General features: G+C 65.2%; 17 protein-coding genes. 3 read left to right on the forward strand and 14 right to left on the reverse strand.

Features of this window, described 5'->3' with window-relative positions; genetic code table 11:
* Positions 1–184 precede the first annotated feature (184 nt).
* From ABIE08_RS07320 to ABIE08_RS07370, 11 genes are all read right to left on the reverse strand, one after another.
* The gene (locus tag ABIE08_RS07320) at positions 185–601 is read right to left on the reverse strand and encodes a GFA family protein (RefSeq protein ID WP_354551615.1); all 417 of its coding nucleotides are present in this window, start codon (positions 599–601) and stop codon (positions 185–187) included.
* Between the two features lie 23 nt (positions 602–624).
* Positions 625–1,089 (reverse strand): SRPBCC family protein, encoded by a 465-nt coding sequence (locus ABIE08_RS07325; protein ID WP_354549883.1) that lies wholly within the window; start codon positions 1,087–1,089, stop codon positions 625–627.
* A 2-nt stretch (positions 1,090–1,091) separates the two neighbouring features.
* Complete coding sequence (locus tag ABIE08_RS07330; RefSeq protein WP_354549884.1) at positions 1,092–1,406, reverse strand: ArsR/SmtB family transcription factor; 315 nt, start codon at positions 1,404–1,406, stop codon at positions 1,092–1,094.
* A 180-nt stretch (positions 1,407–1,586) separates the two neighbouring features.
* A complete protein-coding gene (locus tag ABIE08_RS07335; protein WP_354549885.1) occupies positions 1,587–3,023 on the reverse strand; it encodes an aldehyde dehydrogenase family protein in 1,437 nt (478 codons plus the stop codon).
* Between the two features lie 118 nt (positions 3,024–3,141).
* Complete coding sequence (gene araD1 / locus ABIE08_RS07340; RefSeq protein ID WP_354549886.1) at positions 3,142–4,146, reverse strand: AraD1 family protein; 1,005 nt, start codon at positions 4,144–4,146, stop codon at positions 3,142–3,144.
* Between the two features lie 75 nt (positions 4,147–4,221).
* Positions 4,222–5,001, reverse strand: coding sequence for a FadR/GntR family transcriptional regulator (locus ABIE08_RS07345; protein WP_266332778.1), 780 nt, complete (start codon positions 4,999–5,001; stop codon positions 4,222–4,224).
* A 287-nt stretch (positions 5,002–5,288) separates the two neighbouring features.
* The gene (locus tag ABIE08_RS07350; RefSeq protein ID WP_354549887.1) at positions 5,289–5,999 is read right to left on the reverse strand and encodes a glutathione S-transferase N-terminal domain-containing protein; all 711 of its coding nucleotides are present in this window, start codon (positions 5,997–5,999) and stop codon (positions 5,289–5,291) included.
* 227 nt (positions 6,000–6,226) lie between these two features.
* Positions 6,227–6,433, reverse strand: coding sequence for a hypothetical protein (locus ABIE08_RS07355; RefSeq protein ID WP_354549888.1), 207 nt, complete (start codon positions 6,431–6,433; stop codon positions 6,227–6,229).
* A 79-nt stretch (positions 6,434–6,512) separates the two neighbouring features.
* Complete coding sequence (gene gatB / locus ABIE08_RS07360; RefSeq protein ID WP_354549889.1) at positions 6,513–7,994, reverse strand: Asp-tRNA(Asn)/Glu-tRNA(Gln) amidotransferase subunit GatB; 1,482 nt, start codon at positions 7,992–7,994, stop codon at positions 6,513–6,515.
* A 109-nt stretch (positions 7,995–8,103) separates the two neighbouring features.
* Positions 8,104–8,619, reverse strand: a complete 516-nt coding sequence (locus ABIE08_RS07365) for a CreA family protein (protein ID WP_354549890.1) — start codon at positions 8,617–8,619, stop codon at positions 8,104–8,106.
* Positions 8,620–8,699: 80 nt separating this feature from the next.
* Entirely contained in the window at positions 8,700–10,136 is a 1,437-nt protein-coding gene (locus ABIE08_RS07370; RefSeq protein WP_354549891.1) for an MATE family efflux transporter, read from the reverse strand.
* Positions 10,137–10,395: 259 nt separating this feature from the next.
* Between ABIE08_RS07370 and ABIE08_RS07375 the strand changes: the two genes are divergently transcribed.
* Positions 10,396–11,520, forward strand: coding sequence for a DUF2865 domain-containing protein (locus ABIE08_RS07375; RefSeq protein ID WP_354549892.1), 1,125 nt, complete (start codon positions 10,396–10,398; stop codon positions 11,518–11,520).
* Positions 11,521–11,716: 196 nt separating this feature from the next.
* Positions 11,717–12,955 carry an AGE family epimerase/isomerase gene (locus ABIE08_RS07380; protein WP_354549893.1) on the forward strand — a complete coding sequence of 413 codons (1,239 nt, stop codon included), beginning with the start codon at positions 11,717–11,719 and terminating at the stop codon, positions 12,953–12,955.
* A 56-nt stretch (positions 12,956–13,011) separates the two neighbouring features.
* Here the strand turns inward: ABIE08_RS07380 and gltX are convergent, their stop codons facing one another.
* Complete coding sequence (gltX, locus tag ABIE08_RS07385; RefSeq protein WP_354549895.1) at positions 13,012–14,379, reverse strand: glutamate--tRNA ligase; 1,368 nt, start codon at positions 14,377–14,379, stop codon at positions 13,012–13,014.
* A gap of 45 nt (positions 14,380–14,424) precedes the next feature.
* Positions 14,425–15,519, reverse strand: a complete 1,095-nt coding sequence (locus ABIE08_RS07390) for an ATP-dependent DNA helicase (protein WP_354549897.1) — start codon at positions 15,517–15,519, stop codon at positions 14,425–14,427.
* 410 nt (positions 15,520–15,929) lie between these two features.
* Between ABIE08_RS07390 and ABIE08_RS07395 the strand changes: the two genes are divergently transcribed.
* Positions 15,930–16,742 (forward strand): L,D-transpeptidase, encoded by an 813-nt coding sequence (locus ABIE08_RS07395; protein WP_354549899.1) that lies wholly within the window; start codon positions 15,930–15,932, stop codon positions 16,740–16,742.
* A gap of 118 nt (positions 16,743–16,860) precedes the next feature.
* Here the strand turns inward: ABIE08_RS07395 and ABIE08_RS07400 are convergent, their stop codons facing one another.
* Positions 16,861–18,528 carry an NAD+ synthase gene (locus ABIE08_RS07400; RefSeq protein WP_354549901.1) on the reverse strand — a complete coding sequence of 556 codons (1,668 nt, stop codon included), beginning with the start codon at positions 18,526–18,528 and terminating at the stop codon, positions 16,861–16,863.
* Positions 18,529–18,586 lie beyond the last annotated feature (58 nt).

Here is an 18,586-nt window from a genome sequence, read left to right on the forward strand (position 1 = left end):
CAGATCTCGATTTCCAACATCCTGAGGAGACTTGCGGAGCAAGTCGTCTCGAAGGACGCACCGCCTGAGGGCAAAACCTTGTGCCGCCGCCGCTCTGCGTGCTTCGAGACGGCCCTCTGGGCCTCCTCAGCATGTTGAGGATGGTGTTGCGCGAAGGTCTCCCTGAGGGAGAGGTGAAGGTGCCCTACCCCTCGGGCATTCGTTCGAACCGCGTCAACGCGGCGTCCATCGTATCCCACGCAAAGCCGCCGCTGGCATAGGTCACGAACTGCGGTTGGAACCGCTCCGGCTCGTCGAGGCTGGCCGCGTGTATCGCGATCATCTCCGGCATGGCGACGAAGGTGACGTAGACCGGCGTCCCGCAGGTCGGGCAGAAGGCATGGACCTTGAGGTTGCCGCTGTCGCCGGCGACCTGCCATCCGCTGGCCTCGCCGGAGATCTTCATGTCGGACCGCTTGCCAAAAGCGAGATAGGAACTGTGCCCCGTGCCGCTGCGCTGCTGGCATTGGCGGCACTGGCAATGCAGCTCGGCAACCGGATCCTGGCTTGTCTCATAGCGGATCGCGCCACAGGCGCATCCGCCGACATAGGATGTCGTCATCGTCATGCTCCATCGTGAGGGGATCAGGCAGCCTTCGGCTTGGCGAAGACGTCGATGGCACGGCCGGTTTCCAGATAGGATTTGAGGCTGGAAAGCACGAGCGGCCAACCCTTGGTGATGCCCTGCTCCATGCCGCTGCCGGCTTCGAGCTCGTCATGCGTGACGGTCAGCCGGACCATGTCGTCATATTCGGCGATGTCGAACGTCACCCGGCTGTGGCTGTCGGGGTCGGCGGTCTGGGAGGCGTTCGCCCAGGTGATGACCAGCCGGCTCGGCGGCGTGACTTCCACAACCTTGCCGATCAGCTGGACAGTCCGCTCGGCATCGGCGCGGACATGCTGCCACTCCGAGCCGGGCTGCCAGTCGGACACGTTCTCGTGGCCCCAGTAGCGCCGGGCGATTTCCGGCTTGGTGATGGCCTCGAACACCTTTTCGGGCGTCGAGAGAACATAGGTCACGTACACGAAGCGCGTCTTCTCTTTGGCCATGGCTACTCTCCTTCGAGTTCTCTCTTCAGATCGTGCAGCAGGCTGAGCCGCTGCTGTTCGAACTTGCGCACCCACCGCTCATAGACTTCGTGCAGTGGCACGGGATTGATGAAGTGCAGCTTCTCCCGTCCCCGCCGGACCGTGCTGACCAGATTGGCCGCCTCGAGGATCCCGAGATGCTGGGTCGCCGATTGGCGCGTCATGTCGAGGTGCTCGCAAAGCTGCCCGAGCGTCTGTCCATTCTGTTCGTAGAGAAGGTCGAGCAGCCGCCTGCGGGTCAGGTCGCCCAGGGCCTTGAAGACATCGTCGGCGTGCATCGATCCTCTCTCGCGTCGGAAGATAGAATATGCAGGCAAATGCCTGCATGTCAAATGTTGGCCAGGCGCCCCCCGGTCCGGACTAACGGGAGGGTAACGGGCCGTTACCGTGTTAACCCCTCCCCGAAACGAAAACGGGCGCCCGAAGGCGCCCGTTCGAAACTCGCTTGCGACAGCCGATCAGGGCTGCGTGTAGGACGTCTTGACCGTCGTGAAGAACTCGGCCGCGTACTTGCCCTGCTCGCGCGGGCCGTAGCTCGAACCCTTCCGGCCGCCGAACGGAACATGGTAGTCGACGCCTGCCGTCGGCAGGTTGACCATCACCATGCCGGCCTCGGAATTGCGCTTGAAGTGCGTGGCATGCTTCAGGCTCGTCGTGACGATGCCCGAGGCGAGGCCGAACGGCGTGTCGTTGGCGACAGCCAGCGCTTCCTCGTAGTCCTTGACCTTGATCACGCTGGCGACCGGGCCGAAGACTTCTTCCTTGTTGATGCGCATGTCCGGCGTGGTGCCGGTGAACAGCGCCGGCTGCAGGAAGAAGCCGGGGTTCTCGCGCTCGATGCGCTGGCCGCCGACGACGAGCGTGCCGCCTTCGTCCTTGGCGATCTGGATGTAGTTCTGATCCTGATCGAGCTGGCTCTGGTCGACGACCGGGCCGATATGCGTGCCCTGCTTGATCGCGTCGTCAACGACGAGATCCTTGATGCGGGCGGCGAGCGCCTCGACATACTGGTCGTGGATCTTCTCGGTGACGATCAGGCGCGACGACGCCGTGCAACGCTGGCCGGTCGAGAAGAAGGCGCTGTTCGCCGTGGTTTCGACGGCAACCTTCAGGTCGGCGTCATCGAGCACGATGGTCGGGTTCTTGCCGCCCATTTCGAGCTGGAACTTGCGCATCACCGCGATCGAGGCCTCGGCGACCTTCTTGCCGGTGCCGACCGAGCCCGTGAAGCTCAGCGCATTGACCTTCTTCGATTCGAGGATTGCCTGGCCGACGACCGAACCGCGGCCCATGACCAGGTTGACGACGCCCTTGGGCAGGCCGTTGCGAACCAGGATGTCGACGATCGTCCAGGCGCAGCCCGGAACGAGATCGGCCGGCTTCAGCACGACGGTGTTGCCATAGGCGATGGCCGGAGCCAGCTTCCAGGCGGGAATGGCGATCGGGAAGTTCCACGGCGTGATCAGACCGACGACGCCGACCGGCTCGCGGGTAATCGTGACGTCGATGCCCGGACGCACGCTCGGCAGGATCTCACCGGCCAGGCGCAGGGTTTCGCCCGCGAAGAAGTGGAAGATCTGCGCGGCGCGCATCGTCTCGCCAATGCCCTCGGGAAGGGTCTTGCCTTCCTCGCGCGACAGCAGGCGGCCGATTTCTTCCTTGCGGGCAAGGATTTCGTCGCCGGTCGCCTTCAGGATGTCGTGGCGCTGCTGGATGCCCGAAAGCGACCAGGTCTTGAAGGCGTCGGCGGCTGCGTCGATCGCGGCCTTGGCGTCTGCCGCCGTGCCCTGCGCGTATTCGCCGATCACTTCGTTCGTGTTGGACGGGTTGATGTTGGGGCGCGCATCGCCGCCAACCCACTCGCCGCCGATGTAATTCTTGTGAAGTTCGCTCATCAGATGATCCTTGAACGTCGTGAACGGGATTCGCCCGGACAAAGCCGGGCGAAGGGGGTGTTGGGAGCAAGGCTCGGAGTTACGCTCTTGTATCCCTCCAGCCCCCCATGGCCAACCCTCAAAGCTGGGTGACCGACACCTTCTCTTCCTTGGCGAAGGCGAGCGGGTTCTTCAGCGCGAGGCCGAAGGTCTCGGATTCGATGTCGAAAACGTCGCCGGCCTCCGTCTTGACGCCGAAAGCCACGCTCAGCGTCGCCGTGCCATAGGTGTGGACATGCACCTGGCCCGGACGGCGGAAGAAGTCGTACTTGAAGTGGTGATATTCGAGGTTCGCCAGCGTGTGCGACATGTTGGCCTCGCCCGACAGGAAGGGCTCGTCGAAGATCACCTCGTCGCCGCGATGGATGCGCGAACGGCCGCGAACGTCGTCCGGCAGCGCGCCGACCAGCAGCTCCGGGCCGAGCGAGCAGGGACGCAGCTTGGAATGGGCGAGGTAGAGATAGTTCACCCGCTCCATGATGTGGTCCGAGAACTCGTTGGCGAGAGCGAAACCGATGCGGTAGGGCTGGCCATCGTCGCCGACGATGTAGACGCCGGCGACTTCCGGCTCTTCGCCGCCATCCTGCGCGAAGGAAGGCGCGGTCAGCGGCTGGCCGGGGCCAACGAGCAGCGCACCGTCACCCTTGTAGAACCACTCCGGCTGGACGCCCTGCTGGCCGGCGGCCGGCTTGCCGTTCTCCAGGCCCATGCGGAACATCTTCATCGAATCGGTCAGCACTTCCGCCTCGTCCGGCGTCTTGTGCATCGCGTCGCGCGCCGAAGCCGAACCGAGATGGGTCAGGCCCGTGCCGGTGATGAGCAGATGCGCCGGATCCTCGTGATCGATCGGGGGCAGCACGCGGCCAGATGCCAGCAGCGCCGCGCGATCGACTTCCTCGGTCGCGCCGGCCGAAGCCTTCTCGACGATCGCCTCGATGCCAGTCTTGGCAGCAATTGCCGCCTGGGCCAGCGCATAAACGGTGGCATAGCCCGGCACGATGTAGGACCGTTCGCCGGCGCCGTTCGGCACCGTAGCGACGACGGCGCGCGCGCCTGCCTCGGTCTTGATCTGCATCAGTCTCATCGTTTCTCTCCTGTTGTGCCAAGCGGCCGTCTTCGCATGAGCCCGCGGCCTGTCCTGTATTGCGATAGGTATGAACTAGCCGGCGCTGATCTCGCCGTCGGCGTCCGCGTTGCGGCCGACCCAGATGGAATCGAACACATTGCCCTTCGCGTTGCGCAGCAGGCGGCGCATGGCGAGAAAGGCCTCTTCGGGGTTGCGGTCGCGAATGGCCTCGAAGACGTCCCGGTGCTGGAGCACGGCATCGTCTCCCATGACTGTCCGCCAGCCGAGCGAAAAGCTGATGACCAGGCCGGATTCGATCAGCCCGCCGACCGAACGAAGCATTGGATTGTGCGAGGCTTCCAGGACGGTCATGTGAAAGGCGAGATCGGCGCGGATCTGCTCGACGCTGCCGCGATCCCGGTTCTTGATGCCGTCCAGCGCCTTGCCGAGCAGTTCGATCTCCTCGGCCGTGGCGCGCTCGGCCGCGCGCGACGCGGCGGCCGGCTCGATGATCTCGCGCATCTCGAACAGCGAATGGATGAAATCATCGCTGGGGCGCTGGTCGATCTGCCAATGCAGAACGTCCGAATCGAGCATGTTCCAGTCGACGCGGGGACGAACCTTGGTGCCGATCTTGGGGCGGGATACCGTCAGGCCCTTGGCCGAGAGCAGCCGGATCGCCTCGCGGACCGCGGTCCGTGACACGCGGAACTCTTCCTGCACCTTCGGCTCCGTCGGCAGCGTATCGCCCGGATTGTACACGCCGGACACGATCCGGCGGCCAAGCTCGGCTGCGACCTTGTCTGACAGACTCCCGGAACGTTCCCTGCCAGTCGCGCGAAGCTGTCGCGTCTTATCCTGGGCACCACGCATTGCCGGGTCCCTTCCTCGATCCCTGCCTTCATCCAAGACGCGGCACCCCGAGGGAAAGCCGGCCGAATTCCATTATCATAGTATGTTTGATCGGGTGAACTTTCAACTTGAATACCAGGAAGCGGGCGGCTCGATACGGATCGTATCCGCTTATAGCCGCTTTCGTCATATGCTTGAAAGCAAAGGTCCTTTGCCGGGCCACCCTGCCCGCATCCACCGAGTGAAAAGCAGTGCGGGCCCGCCCTCCCGCTTCCGGGACGACGAGCCCGCAATAGGCCGCGAAAGGATCAGCGGGCGCGCTGATTGAAGAGGATCTTTTGCGCTTCGGCGTCATCCTTCAGGCTGACGGGAGCGACAGGAGCCTGCACCGCCATGCCGCGCGTGACGCCGGGACGCGCATTCATGCGGTCGATCCAGGCCTTCACATGCGGAAACTCGGTGGTGTCGAACTGCTGGGTTTCCCAGCCGGCCGCCCAGCCGAAAATCGCCATGTCGGCGATGGAGTAATCGCCGGCGACGAAATCGCGATCCGCGAGACGACGGTTGAGCACGCCGTACAGGCGATGCGTTTCGTCCTGATAGCGCTTGGTGGCGTAGGGAATGCGCTCCGGCGCATAGACCGAGAAATGGTTGCGCTGGCCGAGCATCGGACCAAAACCGCCCATCTGCCACATCAGCCATTCCTCGACCTCGACGCGGGCGCGCTCATCGGTCGTCGGATAGAATTTGCCGAACTTGCGGGCAAGATAGAGCAGGATCGCGCCCGACTCGAACACCGAGATCGGCTTGCCGTCCGGGCCCTCGGGATCGACAATCGCCGGCATTTTGTTGTTCGGCGAGATCGCCAGGAACTCGGGCTTGAACTGGTCGCCCTTGCCGATATTGACGTAATGCAGGCTGTACGGAACGCCGAGTTCCTCCAGCATGATCGTGATCTTCTTGCCGTTCGGGGTCGGCCAGTAGTGCAACTCGATCGGTTGGGTCTGTGTATGGGTCATACGGAACCTTTGGCTGTTGCAACGGCTGGCGCATCGACAATCGGCCAGCGATAGGTCGGTCCCCATACATGCGTCGCCACATACGGCAAGGCAAGACATGCAACGTGGATGAGCCGTCGCGGCGGCCTCCTGCCGGGTGCGCGCAGGCGAGCCTACGGCCTCGGCGCACGGCAACGCCGCGCCCGGACGTCGCCCGAACCGCCTACCAAGTCGTCTGAGTAGCGGCGCTACCCCCGGGGCTCGCGCACGTCGAGTTTCTCGACGGTGAGCGTGCCCACGGACAATCGCTCGATGCGAGCCTCGAGGATGCGAAGGCGCCCGATGGCCAGTGCGCCGACGGCGATCGCACCGACCGCCGCCGCCCCAACCGCCAATGCGCCCAGCGCCATGGCGCCGCTTGCCCGAGCACCGGTTACCTGCAAACCCCTGGTCATGGCTGTCCCTCGACAATTCGTTGATTGCAGGGACAACCATAGCGCGGAATCCGGTCCGCGGGAGCGGGCGCGGCCGGGGCTATTCCAGGCCGAGCTTCTTCTTCAGGATGTCGTTGACGACCTGCGGGTTGGCCTTGCCGCCCGAGGCCTTCATGATCTGGCCGACAAACCAGCCGGCCAGCGTCGGCTTGGCCTTGGCCTGCTCGACCTTCTCCGGGTTGGCGGCGATGATGTCGTCGACCACCTTCTCGATCGCGCCGGTGTCGGTGACCTGCTTCAGGCCGCGCGCCTCGACGAGCGCCTTCGGGTCGCCGCCCTCGTTCCAGACGATCTCGAACAGATCCTTGGCGATCTTGCCGGAGATGGTGCCATCGCCGATCAGGTCGATGATCGCGCCGAGTTGTTCGGCCGAGACCGGGCTCGATGCGATATCCTTGCCGTCCTTGTTCAACCGCGCCGCCAGTTCCTGGGTGACCCAGTTGGCGGCCGTCTTGGCGTCGCGGCCCTTGGCGACGGCTTCGAAATAGTCGGCCGTATCCCGCTCCAGCACCAGCACGCTGGCATCATAGGGCGAAAGGCCGAAGTCGCCGATGAAGCGGGCCTTCTTGGCGTCGGGAAGCTCCGGCAAGGCGGCCAGCAGCCCGTCGACCCAGGCCGGCTCCAGTTCGAGCGGCAGCAGGTCGGGGTCAGGGAAGTAGCGATAGTCATGCGCCTCTTCCTTCGAGCGCATCGACCGGGTTTCGCCCTTGTTCGCGTCGAACAGGCGGGTTTCCTGGTTGATCGTGCCGCCATCCTCGAGAATGCCGATCTGGCGGCGCGCCTCGTAGTCAACAGCCTGGCCGACGAAGCGGATCGAGTTGACGTTCTTGATCTCGCAGCGCGTCCCGAGCGCTTCGCCCGGGCGGCGGACGGAGACGTTGACGTCGGCGCGCATCGAGCCTTCGTCCATGTTGCCGTCGCAGGTGCCGAGATAGCGCACGATGGTGCGCAGCTTGGTGAGATAGGCCTTGGCCTCGTCGGCCGAACGCAGGTCCGGCTTCGACACGATCTCCATCAGCGCCACGCCCGAGCGATTCAGATCGACGAAGCTCATGGTCGGGTGCTGGTCGTGCAGCGACTTGCCGGCGTCCTGCTCCAGATGCAGGCGCTCGATGCCGACGGTCACGCTCTCGCCGCCGTCGAGATCGATCACGATCTCGCCCTCGCCGACGATCGGCTGCTTGAACTGCGAGATCTGATAGCCCTGCGGCAGGTCCGGATAGAAATAGTTCTTCCGGTCGAACACGCTGTAGTTGTTGATCTGCGCCTTGAGGCCGAGCCCGGTGCGCACGGCCTGTGCGACGCATTCCTCGTTGATCACGGGCAGCATGCCAGGCATGGCCGCGTCGACGAGGCTGACATGGGAGTTCGGCGCGCCGCCAAATTCGGTCGAAGCCCCGGAGAACAGCTTCGACTTCGACAGGACCTGGGCATGGACCTCAAGGCCGATCACGATCTCCCAGTCCCCGGTCGCGCCTTTGATCAGCTTCTTGGGATCGGGCTGGCGGACAATGGCGTTCATGCGAAAAAGCTCCGAATAGAATACTGATCATCCGGTTAGAGCCTCGCGCGCCTTCCGGCAAGGCTTGTCGGTCAAAACGGCGCGCGAGCGGCGCGCCGTCCTCCCCGCACTACTGGATGAAATCACCGCATTTGGCGGCGGGCGCGTCGCCCCAAGGCATGATCGGCACGCTGGAAATCGAATTCTTCGGGCTGCCGTCGACCAGCTTGTCGGAATAGACGAGATAGACCAGCACGTTGCGCTTCGCGTCGCAGCCGCGGGAAATCCGCATCTTCTTGAACCAGATCGAGCGGCGCTGATTGAACATCTCGCTGCCCTGGCCGATCTTGTTCTTGAACTGGATCGGACCGACCTGGCGGCAGGCGAGAGAAACGTCCGACGTCTCCTCGGCGACCCCGAACATGCCGGCCACGCCGCCGCGCTCGGCGGCCGCGAAATAGCAGGCGACCCCCTCCACCTCCGGGTCATCGATGGCATAGGTCGCGATCTTGTCGTTCGGCGTCACCCATTTGAAGGTGGTCGATTCCTTGAAGATCAGGTCGGGATCGGCCGCCAGCGCCGGTGCGGCGCAGGCCAGCAGGGTGACGGTGGTCAAGGCGGCGGTCAGGGCGGGTCCGAGGCGCATGGTGTTCTCCGAGGCAAAGCGTGCGCCCAATATAGGAAGGCGCAGCGCCACAACGAGTCCCGCCGGCAAAAGCGCCTGGATCAGTGAACCGAGATCGGCGCCACGATGGGCTCGGTGCCGCCGCGCATCAGGCCGAGTTGCTCGCGCCGCAGCCAGCGCACGATCAGGAGTGCCGAGACGACGGCTAGGCCCGTGGCCAGCCCGATCCAGATGCCGATGCCCTCCAGCCTGACCCAGAAGCCCAGGAGAACGCTGAGACTGAGGCCGACGCCCCAGAAGCCCAGCCCGGCATAGATCATCGGGACGCGCGCATCATGCAGGCCGCGCAGCATGCCGCCGGCGATCGCCTGCGCGCCGTCGAAAACCTGGAACAGGGCCGCGATGCCGAGGAACGACACTGCGAGCGCAATGACCTCGGCATTGGACGGATCGGTGCGGTCGAGGAAAATGCCGATCAGCGTTTCCGGCACCAGGAACATCATCACGGCCGTGCAGGCCATGAAGCCGACGCCCAGCACGAAGGGCGTCCAGCCGGCGCGGCGGATGGCGGCCGTATCGCCGGAGCCATAGGCGATGCCGACGCGCACGGTGGCGGCCTGCGAGAAGCCGAGCGGCACCATGAAGCAGAGCGACGCGATCTGGATGGCGATGGCGTGGGCGGCCACCGACGAGGCGCCGATCAGGCCCATCAGGAAGACCGCGGCGTTGAAGATGGTGACTTCCAGGCCCACCGCGATCGCCATGGGCAGGCCGAGCCGCCAGAGCGCGAGGAAGCGCGGCCAGTCGGCGCGCCAGAAGCGGCCAAAGACGCGATAGCGCCGGAACTGGCGATCCCGGACGCAGACCAGCGCCATGCCGAGGAACATCAGCGTCGCCGACAGAGTGCTGCCGATGCCCGCGCCGAACATGCCGAGCGCCGGCAGGCCAAAATGGCCGAACACCAGCGCCCAGACGATGAGCGCATTGAAGACGACGCCGGCCATGCCGACCACGAGCGACCAGAACGGCCGCTCCAGCGCGGCGATGAAGGAGCGCAGCACCAGATACCAGAGGAACGGCAGGATCGCCCATTGCATGCCGCGCATGTAGAGCGCGGCGAGATGGGCGAGAGCTGGATCCTGCCCGAGCCACAGCAGCAGCCGCTCGGTGTTCCAGAGCACGATCCAGAATGGCACCGTGATGGCAACCGAGGCCCAAAGACCCTGGCGGACGGTCCGGCGCACTTCGCGCACTGCGTGGCGATTGCGGCCGCGTTCCCGCGCCACCATCGGCGATACCGCTGAGACCAGGCCGATGCCGAAGATCAGCAATGCGAAATAGAGATTCGTCGCCAGCGCGCTGGCCGCGAGATGGTTCGCGCCCACCCAGCCGAGAATCACCACATCCGTCGCGGTGATGACCGTCTGCGCCAGATTGGTGAGGATCAGCGGCAGCGACAGCAGGATGGTCGCCCGGATTTCGGTCAGCCAGGGATAGCCCCTGTCGGCCCCCACGGGGGTCCATGCGCGCGCAGTCATGATTCAAACGGCTCTCTTGGTGGAGGGTGCGGGGAAACCCGCGACGCCAGCGCGCCACCTAGTCACACCCGAGGCAAAATGACCAACCAAAGATCGTGATATCTGCCATCAGCGCGGTCGGGGACGGCGTTTGCCTCACCGCTTTGTGGCAAAAGCGCGGCCCGCATGATGACCATCCGGCCCATCCGTGCTATTGGCGTCTTGCCCCCGGGGCAGCTTTGGCAGGCAGGCGCAGCGCATGCGATTAAGGGCCACATCCATGAGTGTCGAGAGAGTGTTTTCCCGAATTCTGATGGCCGCCATGATCTTCGCCGCCGGCGCGGAAATGGCCGAGGCAGCATCCAGCGTCTGTGTCCGCCTGGAAGGCCGGCTTGCCTCCCTGCAGCGGAGCCAGAACTCCGGCGCCGGCAAGGTCGCGAACCAGGACAACGCGATCAACCAGCAGCGCGCCGCGCTCAATGCCGCCAATGCCGATGCGCGCCGCGCCGGCTGCAAGGGCGGCTTCCTGATGTTCAAGTCGAATGCCGCCGCGCCAGAATGCGCGGGCATCCTGAAACGCATCAATGGCATGCAGGCGAATCTCAATCGCCTGGAGCAGCGCCGCAGCGCCTCCAGCTTCGATCCGAACACCAGCGCCCGCCAGCGCTCGGACGTCCTGCAGCAGCTGGCCCTGAATGATTGCGGCCCGCAATACGCGGCCTATGCCCAGCAGCGCCCGCGCAATTTCCTCGAGCGCCTGTTCAACCCGGAAAACCGCGTCTACGAGCAGCAGCAGATCGCCCGCGTCCCCGCGACCGCCGAGCGCGACCGCAACTATTCCACGGCCGATACGACCGAGCGCGGCTTCGGCCGCGGCAGCTATCGCACGCTCTGCGTCCGCACCTGCGACGGCTACTATTTCCCGATCAGCTTCTCGACGCGCCGGGCCAATTTCGCAACGGACGAGCAGGTCTGCCAGCAGATGTGCCCCGGCACCCAGGTAGCCCTCTACGCGCACCGAAATCCTGGCCAGGACAGCTCCGACGCGCGCGCCACGTCGGACGAAACGCCCTATAGCGCGCTCTCGACCGCCTTTGCCTACCGCACCAGCTTCAACCCCGGCTGCACATGCGGCAGCCCCTCGTCGATCCAGGCGTTCACCGGCGGCTATACCCCGGCAGCGCTGGCCGAGACGCCGATGGAAGAAGCCATGCCGCCCGTTCCGGGCCCTGCCCCCTTCGTCGGCGAAGACCCCGAAACGCTTGCCAACCGCGCCGGTTCGCTCGACCCCGACTCGCTGGGCACGGCGAGCGTGGAGACGCCGGTTGCCTCGCTGTCACCGTCGCCGTCGCGCCAGGCCGGCGTCGCAAGGCGTGTCGGCCCCTCCTATTTCTACGCCCAATAGTCCAGCCAGATCGGCCGCGGCCGCGACAACAGAGCGTCGCGCGATGGACGATGGGCTCGACAAAATGCTCAACTGACACGTCGGAACGCGACCAGCGCAGCCACGTCGCGGTGCGGATCAAGACACAAGAAGCGACCAGGACGATCGCGCCGCCGAAGGCAGGCCGTCCCACAGGACATGACGGGAGCAGACGCCAATGACCCTTATCACCACGCCGCCCTGGCTCGGGCTGCCGACGCATCGCAACTGGCTCAACGATCAGATCAACCGCCTGATCGACTTCCTGCAGGGAGCCCGCCTCGAGGCAGGCGGCTTCGGCTATCTGCTCGAGGATGGCACGTCCGATCCGATCCGGCCGCGTGAGCTCTATCTGAACGGTCGCATGACCCACGTCGCCGCCCTTGCCTACATGCGCGGAATTCCGGGAGCGGGCCCGCTGGTCGATCATGGCGTCGCCGCCCTGACGAACGACTTCCACGACAAGGTGAATGGCGGCTGGTACTCGGCCCTCGAGCCTGCCGGTTGCCCGATCCCGGGCCGCAAGGCCGCCTATGACCATTCCTTCGTGCTACTGGCCGGCGCCTCGGCCGCCGAAGCCGGCCGCCCCGGCGGGCGCGAACTGTTCGACGCCGCGGCCGAGGTGTTCCTGAAGCATTTCTGGGACGAGGAAGCCGGCATGTCGCGCGAATCCTTCGCGGCCGACTTCACCGATATGGACAGCTATCGCGGCGCCAATTCGAACATGCATTGGGTCGAAGCCTGCCTAGCCGCCGGCGATGCCTCGGGCGACGCCGCCTGGTACGACCGGGCGCTATCCATGGCCGATCGGCTGATCAACCGGGCCGCGCGCGAGCACAACTGGTTCCTGCCGGAACACTTCGATTCCGACTGGAAGCCGCAGCCCGACTATAACACCGACGATCGCGCCCATCCGTTCCGCCCCTTTGGCTCGACGGTTGGACACTGGCTGGAATGGTCGCGCCTGCTGGTTCACATCGAAGCGTCGCTGACGGCGCCGCCGGCCTGGCTGCGCGAAGCGGCCACGGCCCTGTTCAACCATGCCATCACCTTTGGCTGGGCGGTCGATGGCCATGACGGCTTCGTCTACACGACCGATTTCGAGGGCGTCGTGGTGACCGAGGTCCGCATGCACTGGTCGCTTTGCGAAGGCATCGCCGCCGCCGCCCTTCTGGGTGCGGTGACGGGCGACGCGCTCTACGAGCACTGGTACCGCAAGCTATGGGACCATGCCGCCCGCTATTTCGTGGAGCCCCAGCGCGGCACCTGGAAGCACCAGCTTGCCGGCGACCTCACGGAAGCCGGTTCCGTCTGGCCCGGCCGCCCCGACACCTATCACGTGCTGAATGCGCTGCTACTGCCGCAGCTTCCGGCGGCACCCGGCGCCGCCACGGCCTTGGCGCGCGGCCTCGCCTGAGCCCGCACTAACAGCTATGATCCAGTCCGAGGCCGGCTTTGCCGGCCTCGTTCGTTTCAGGAGGAAAGCGCCGCCTCGAGCCGCGCCAGGGCCTGTTCGCGGCCGATGAGCGGCAGCAGCGCCGCCAGTTCCGGTCCGTGATCGAGCCCGGTCAGAACCTGGCGAAGCGGCATGAACAGCGCCCTGCCCTTGCGGCCGGTCGCCGCCTTAACCGCGTCGGTCCAGACCTTCCAGCTCTGGCCGTCGAACGGGCCGGCCGGCAGGAGGTCGCGCGCGGATGCCAGGAAAGCCCGCTCGTCCTCGTCGGCCGGCACATGCGGCGGGATCGGCCCCGTCACGACCGCCCACCAGGCGACCGCGTCCTTGAGAAGGACGAGATTGCCGCGCACGGCGCTCCAGAAGGCCTCGCCGCCCTCGACGCCCAGCGTCTTCAGGCGGTCGGCGACATCCGCATAGGGCTTGGCGTGCAGGAGCTTGGCGTTGAGTCCGTCGAGATCGGCCGGGTCAAACTTGGCCGGTGCCTTCGAGACCATGGAGAGATCGACAAGGCCTGCCAGCGTCGGCAGATCGACCACCGGCTCGACGGAGACAGACGTCCCGATCAGCACGGCGAGCGAGTTGACCGCCATGGGCTCGTAGCCCGCCTCGCGCAGCGACCCCAACGAGAGCGCGCCGGTGCGCTTCGAGAGACCCTCGCCGCTCGCGGTCGTCAGCGTGTTGTGATGGCCGAAGATCGGCAAAGGCGCGCCCAGCGCCTCGAACAGCTGCAATTGCACGCCGGTATTGGTGACGTGATCGTCGCCGCGAATGATGTGCGTCACGCCCATGTCGGCGTCATCGACGACGGACGGCAATGTGTAAAGATAGGTACCGTCTTCGCGGATCAGCACCGGATCCGACAACGAGCCGATATCGACCGTCTGCGGCCCGCGAACCAGATCGTCCCAGGTCACATGCCCGACCGACTCGTCGAGCTTGAAGCGCCAATGCGGCCTGCGGCCTTCGGCTTCCCGCTTGGCGCGGTCGTCCTCGGTCAACTTGAGCGCGGCGCGGTCATAGACCGGCGGCAAGCCGCGCGCGGCCTGGCGCTTGCGCTTGCGGTCCAGTTCATCGGCGGTCTCATAACAGGCATAGAGGCGCCCGGCAGCCTTCAGCCGCGCCACGACCGCGTCATAGGAATCGGTGCGCAGCGACTGGCGTTCGAACTGGTGCGGCAGGATGCCGAGCCAGTTCAGATCGCGCCGGATCGCCTCGGCATATTCCTCCTTCGAGCGCTCGCGATCCGTATCGTCGAGCCGCAGGATGAAGCGCCCGCCCGCCTTCAGGGCGAACAGCCAATTGAGCAAGGCAGGCCGCGCATTGCCTATGTGAAGAAAACCGGTCGGAGACGGCGCGAAGCGGACGATAACGGAGGGGCTGGTCATGCCGAAGGCTTTAGCGCGCGCCGCGGGCCCGCGCAACGAAGCCGATCAGCGGACGATGGTGATCCGCTTCGCTGCGCGGGTCAGGCCGGTGTAGAGCCAGCGATCACGGTGCTCGCGAAAGGCGTAGCTTTCGTCGAACAGGACCAGATCGTCCCATTGCGAGCCCTGCGACTTGTGCACCGTCAGCGCATAGCCATAGTCGAACTCGTCGGAATTGCGCCGCTGCGCATACGGCAGATCCTCGCCGCCATTCTCGAAGAAGTTCGGGTGGACCGACACCTTCACGGCCTTGCCCGTCGCGTCTTCTTCCGGCTTCAGGCTGAGGCGCAGGAAGCTCTTTCGCGGCGCGCCGAGTTCCGAGACGACCCATGTGCCGCCATTGAGCAGACCCTTCTGCTTGTCGTTGCGCAGGCAGACGAGCTTGTCGCCCACTGCTGGCATGGGGCTCAGCAGGCCCTTCAACTCGCGGATCCGCTGGTTGTAGAGCCGGCGCGTCTTGTTGGTGCCGACAAGAACCTGGTGGGCGGCAAGGATCTGCGCGGCATCGATCTCGCGCCGCGAGATGACCCGGCTTTCGCCATGCTCGCCATATTCGATCGGCTCGCCGGCCCGGACCGACATGGAAAGGCGGATGATCGGATTGTCCTGCGCCTGACGGTGCACTTCCGTCAGCATCGAATCGGGTTCCTGCTCGATGAAGAAGCCGCCGCCCTTGACGGGGGGTAGCTGCGCCGGATCGCCCAGCACCAGGACGGGCGTGCCGAAGGACAGCAGATCCCGGCCGAGATCCTCGTCCACCATCGAGCACTCGTCGATGATGATCAGGTCGGCCTTTGACGCTGCGCTGTCATGGTTCAGGGCGAAGACAGGCTGCTCCTCGTCCTCATTGGCGCGCGGCCGATAGATCAGGCTGTGGATCGTGCCGGCGCCTTCGCAGCCTTTCGAGCGCAGCACATGCGCCGCCTTGCCGGTGAAGGCGGCGAAGGCCACATCGCCATCGATATCCTCGGCGATATGGCGCGCCAGCGTCGTCTTGCCCGTGCCGGCATAGCCGAACAGGCGGAAGACGGGACTGTCCCCTCGCCGCAGCCATTCGGATACGGCGGAGAGCGCATTTTCCTGTTGGGGCGACCAGCGCATGAAGGCTCCGACACAGTGATCGCCCCTGATAACCGATTCATGCGCGATGTGCAGGAACGCAGAGGACGAAAGCCCGCGTCATTTAAGCAACAGTCGCCCGCATCTCAAGGCCGGGAACAAAAACATGCTTAATGTGCCTTGGTTTGGGCCAATCTCGGCCCCAGACAGAGTTGAACGGAAAACAGACGCGGCCGTTGGTTCGCTTGGATTGGCAAGCTGTGTGGCGAAATTGTCATTGCGACAAAATGCGAAAGCAACCAGTAAGGGTGCATATCATTCTTATTGGATCGCGCCGCCAGGGCGTCGGCGGAATCGAGCCAGTCGAGACGATCGGGTTCGGACATGCTTCCCCCGGAGCGTTCCGGTTTTAATTGGGTTCTTCCCAGTATGATGATGAAAAGGAACAGGCTTTGAACGAGACGAAGCCTCTGAAGGCGGCAGGAAAACTGAGCCGCCGCACATTCATGATCGGTCTCCCGGTCGTGCTTGCAGCATGCCAGACCTCGCAGCCGGGCGGACCGGTTGCCGACGGCGGTGGCATGGGCGCCCCGGTCATCGACCAGGGTTTTGCGACGATGTACGGCCCGATCACGGATGAGCCGTTCCCCGTCGGCGCGATCGACCTGACCAAGATCAACCCGCGCTTCTATCGCCAGGTGGTCAACCTGCCGACCGAGATCAATGCCGAGCCGGGCACGATCGTCATCGATCCCTACAACCATTTCCTCTATCTCGTGTTCGAGAACGGAACCGCGCTGCGCTACGGCGTCGGCGTCGGCCGCCAGGGCTTTGCCTGGTCCGGCGACGCGACCATCCAGGCCAAACAGCAGTGGCCGAAGTGGCATCCGCCCAAGGAGATGATGGCGCGCGATCCGGAAGCCGCGAAGTGGCCCGACGGCATGCCCGGCGGCCCCGGCAACCCGCTCGGCGCCCGCGCGCTCTACCTCTATCAGGGCAAGGTCGACACGCTGTACCGCATCCATGGCACCACGCAGCCCTGGTCGATCGGCAAGTCGCTCTCGTCCGGCTGCATCCGCATGATGAACCAGGACATTATCGACCTGTACGGCCGCGCGCCCATCGGCACGAAGGTCAAGGTTCTCGGCAATTCGACGCCGGATCCGGTCGCGGTCTACGACTCCAAGGGCGGCGCACGCCCCGATCCGGAGCCCGCTTCGACCGCCGGCTACGTGCCGATCCCGCCGGATAACGTCCACAGCTGATCCGGCACGCTGCAGCGAATATGAAAAGGCCCTCCATCGGAGGGCCTTTTCTTTTGCGGCAGAAGTTCGGAAATCCGAGCTTGGAGACCGTGACGAACGGTCTCCAGCGGAACGGGGCTCAGGCCCTGTCGCGGAACTTGTTGGTAATCGGATAGCGGCGGTCGCGCCCGAAATTGCGGCGGCTGAGCTTGACGCCCGGCGCGGCCTGGCGGCGCTTGTATTCGGCGATCGCCAGCAGATGCTCGATCCGCTGCACTGTCGCCGCCTCATGCCCGCGCGCGATAACATCGCCAACCCGCATCTCGCCTTCGACGAGGCTCTCGAGAATATCGTCGAGGATCTCGTAGGGCGGCAGCGAATCCTGATCCTTCTGATTCTCGCGCAGCTCGGCGGTCGGCGGCTTGGTGATGATCCGCTCGGGGATCACCTCGCCCGATGGGCCGAGGCAGCCTTCCGGGACCACCGTGTTTCGGAAATGCGAGATCCGGAAGACCTGCGTCTTGTAGAGGTCCTTGATCGGATTGAAGCCGCCATTCATGTCGCCATAGAGCGTGGCGTAGCCGACCGACATCTCGGACTTGTTGCCTGTTGTCACGACCATGGCGCCGAACTTGTTCGAGATGGCCATCAGGATGGTGCCGCGCGCGCGCGACTGCAGGTTTTCCTCGGTGATGTCGGCGGCCTTGCCGGCGAACATCGGCGCGAGCGCATGCATGAAGCCCTCGACCGGCTCCGCGATCGGCACGATGTCATAGCGCACGCCGAGCTTCTCGGCGCAGGCCTTGGCATCGACGAGGCTGTCCTGCGAGGTATAGCGATAGGGCAGCATCACGCAGTGGACGCGATTGGCGCCCAGGGCATCGACGGCGATCGCCGCAACCAGTGCCGAGTCGATACCGCCCGACAGACCCAGGACGACGCCTGGGAAATTGTTCTTGCCGACATAGTCGCGCAGGCCAAGCACGCAGGCGAGATAGTCCGCCTCGTCGCCCTCTTCGATCCGCGCCTTCGGACCGTCGACACAGCGCCAGGCGCCGTCGACCATGGCAAACTCGACGATCTCGATCGCATCGCGGAAAGCGGGCATCTGCACGGCGAGCGAGCCGTCGGCGTTCAGCACGAAGGAGGCGCCGTCAAAGACGAGCTCGTCCTGGCCGCCCACCTGATTGAGATAGACCAGCGGCAGGCCGGATTCCGTGACGCGCGCGACCGCAACGTTGAAGCGCTGGTCCATGACGCGGCGGCGGAACGGCGAGCCGTTCGGGACGAGCAGGATCTCGCCGCCCGTCTCCGAGATGCACTCAACGGGATCGGGACCCCAGATGTCCTCGCAAATGGGAACGCCGATGCGCACGCCGCGCAGCACGATCGGTCCCGGATGCGGACCGGGCGTGAAGACGCGCTTCTCGTCGAACACGCCGTAATTCGGCAGATCGACCTTGAAGCGCACGGTCTCGATCCGGCCGTTGTCGCAGAGCGCATAGGCGTTGTAGAGCGCCTCGTCTTCGCGCCATGGCAAACCGATCAGCACGGCCGGACCGCCATCGGCGGTATCGGCGGCGATCGCCTCGCAGGCGGCGCGGCAGGCGTCCTGGAACGCCGGCTTCAGCACGAGATCTTCCGGCGGGTATGCCGAAAGGAACAATTCGCTGAACATGACGACGTCGGCGCGGCCCGCCGCGGCGGTCGCGCGCGCGGCGCGCGCCTTTTCGAGATTGCCGGCGATGTCGCCGACAACCGGATTGATCTGGGCAAGGGCGATGCGGAGCGTGTCGGGGCGGGTCATAGTCTGCCTTTACCGCGCCGCCACAGCGGCGGCAACGGGTAGTCGTCGGCAGGCTCAA

This window comes from Kaistia defluvii, assembly GCF_040548815.1.
GTDB lineage: Bacteria > Pseudomonadota > Alphaproteobacteria > Rhizobiales > Kaistiaceae > Kaistia > Kaistia defluvii_A.

Excerpts from the sequence above, each read along its gene's own strand:
- ABIE08_RS07320 (WP_354551615.1), bottom strand. The coding sequence starts at position 601 with ATGACGACATCCTATGTCGGCGGATGCGCCTGTGGCGCGATCCGCTAT.
- ABIE08_RS07325 (WP_354549883.1), bottom strand. The coding sequence starts at position 1,089 with ATGGCCAAAGAGAAGACGCGCTTCGTGTACGTGACCTATGTTCTCTCG.
- ABIE08_RS07330 (WP_354549884.1), bottom strand. The coding sequence starts at position 1,406 with ATGCACGCCGACGATGTCTTCAAGGCCCTGGGCGACCTGACCCGCAGG.
- ABIE08_RS07335 (WP_354549885.1), bottom strand. The coding sequence starts at position 3,023 with ATGAGCGAACTTCACAAGAATTACATCGGCGGCGAGTGGGTTGGCGGC.
- araD1 (WP_354549886.1), bottom strand. The coding sequence starts at position 4,146 with ATGAGACTGATGCAGATCAAGACCGAGGCAGGCGCGCGCGCCGTCGTC.
- ABIE08_RS07345 (WP_266332778.1), bottom strand. The coding sequence starts at position 5,001 with ATGCGTGGTGCCCAGGATAAGACGCGACAGCTTCGCGCGACTGGCAGG.
- ABIE08_RS07350 (WP_354549887.1), bottom strand. The coding sequence starts at position 5,999 with ATGACCCATACACAGACCCAACCGATCGAGTTGCACTACTGGCCGACC.
- ABIE08_RS07355 (WP_354549888.1), bottom strand. The coding sequence starts at position 6,433 with ATGACCAGGGGTTTGCAGGTAACCGGTGCTCGGGCAAGCGGCGCCATG.
- gatB (WP_354549889.1), bottom strand. The coding sequence starts at position 7,994 with ATGAACGCCATTGTCCGCCAGCCCGATCCCAAGAAGCTGATCAAAGGC.
- ABIE08_RS07365 (WP_354549890.1), bottom strand. The coding sequence starts at position 8,619 with ATGCGCCTCGGACCCGCCCTGACCGCCGCCTTGACCACCGTCACCCTG.
- ABIE08_RS07370 (WP_354549891.1), bottom strand. The coding sequence starts at position 10,136 with ATGACTGCGCGCGCATGGACCCCCGTGGGGGCCGACAGGGGCTATCCC.
- ABIE08_RS07375 (WP_354549892.1), top strand. The coding sequence starts at position 10,396 with ATGAGTGTCGAGAGAGTGTTTTCCCGAATTCTGATGGCCGCCATGATC.
- ABIE08_RS07380 (WP_354549893.1), top strand. The coding sequence starts at position 11,717 with ATGACCCTTATCACCACGCCGCCCTGGCTCGGGCTGCCGACGCATCGC.
- gltX (WP_354549895.1), bottom strand. The coding sequence starts at position 14,379 with ATGACCAGCCCCTCCGTTATCGTCCGCTTCGCGCCGTCTCCGACCGGT.
- ABIE08_RS07390 (WP_354549897.1), bottom strand. The coding sequence starts at position 15,519 with ATGCGCTGGTCGCCCCAACAGGAAAATGCGCTCTCCGCCGTATCCGAA.
- ABIE08_RS07400 (WP_354549901.1), bottom strand. The coding sequence starts at position 18,528 with ATGACCCGCCCCGACACGCTCCGCATCGCCCTTGCCCAGATCAATCCG.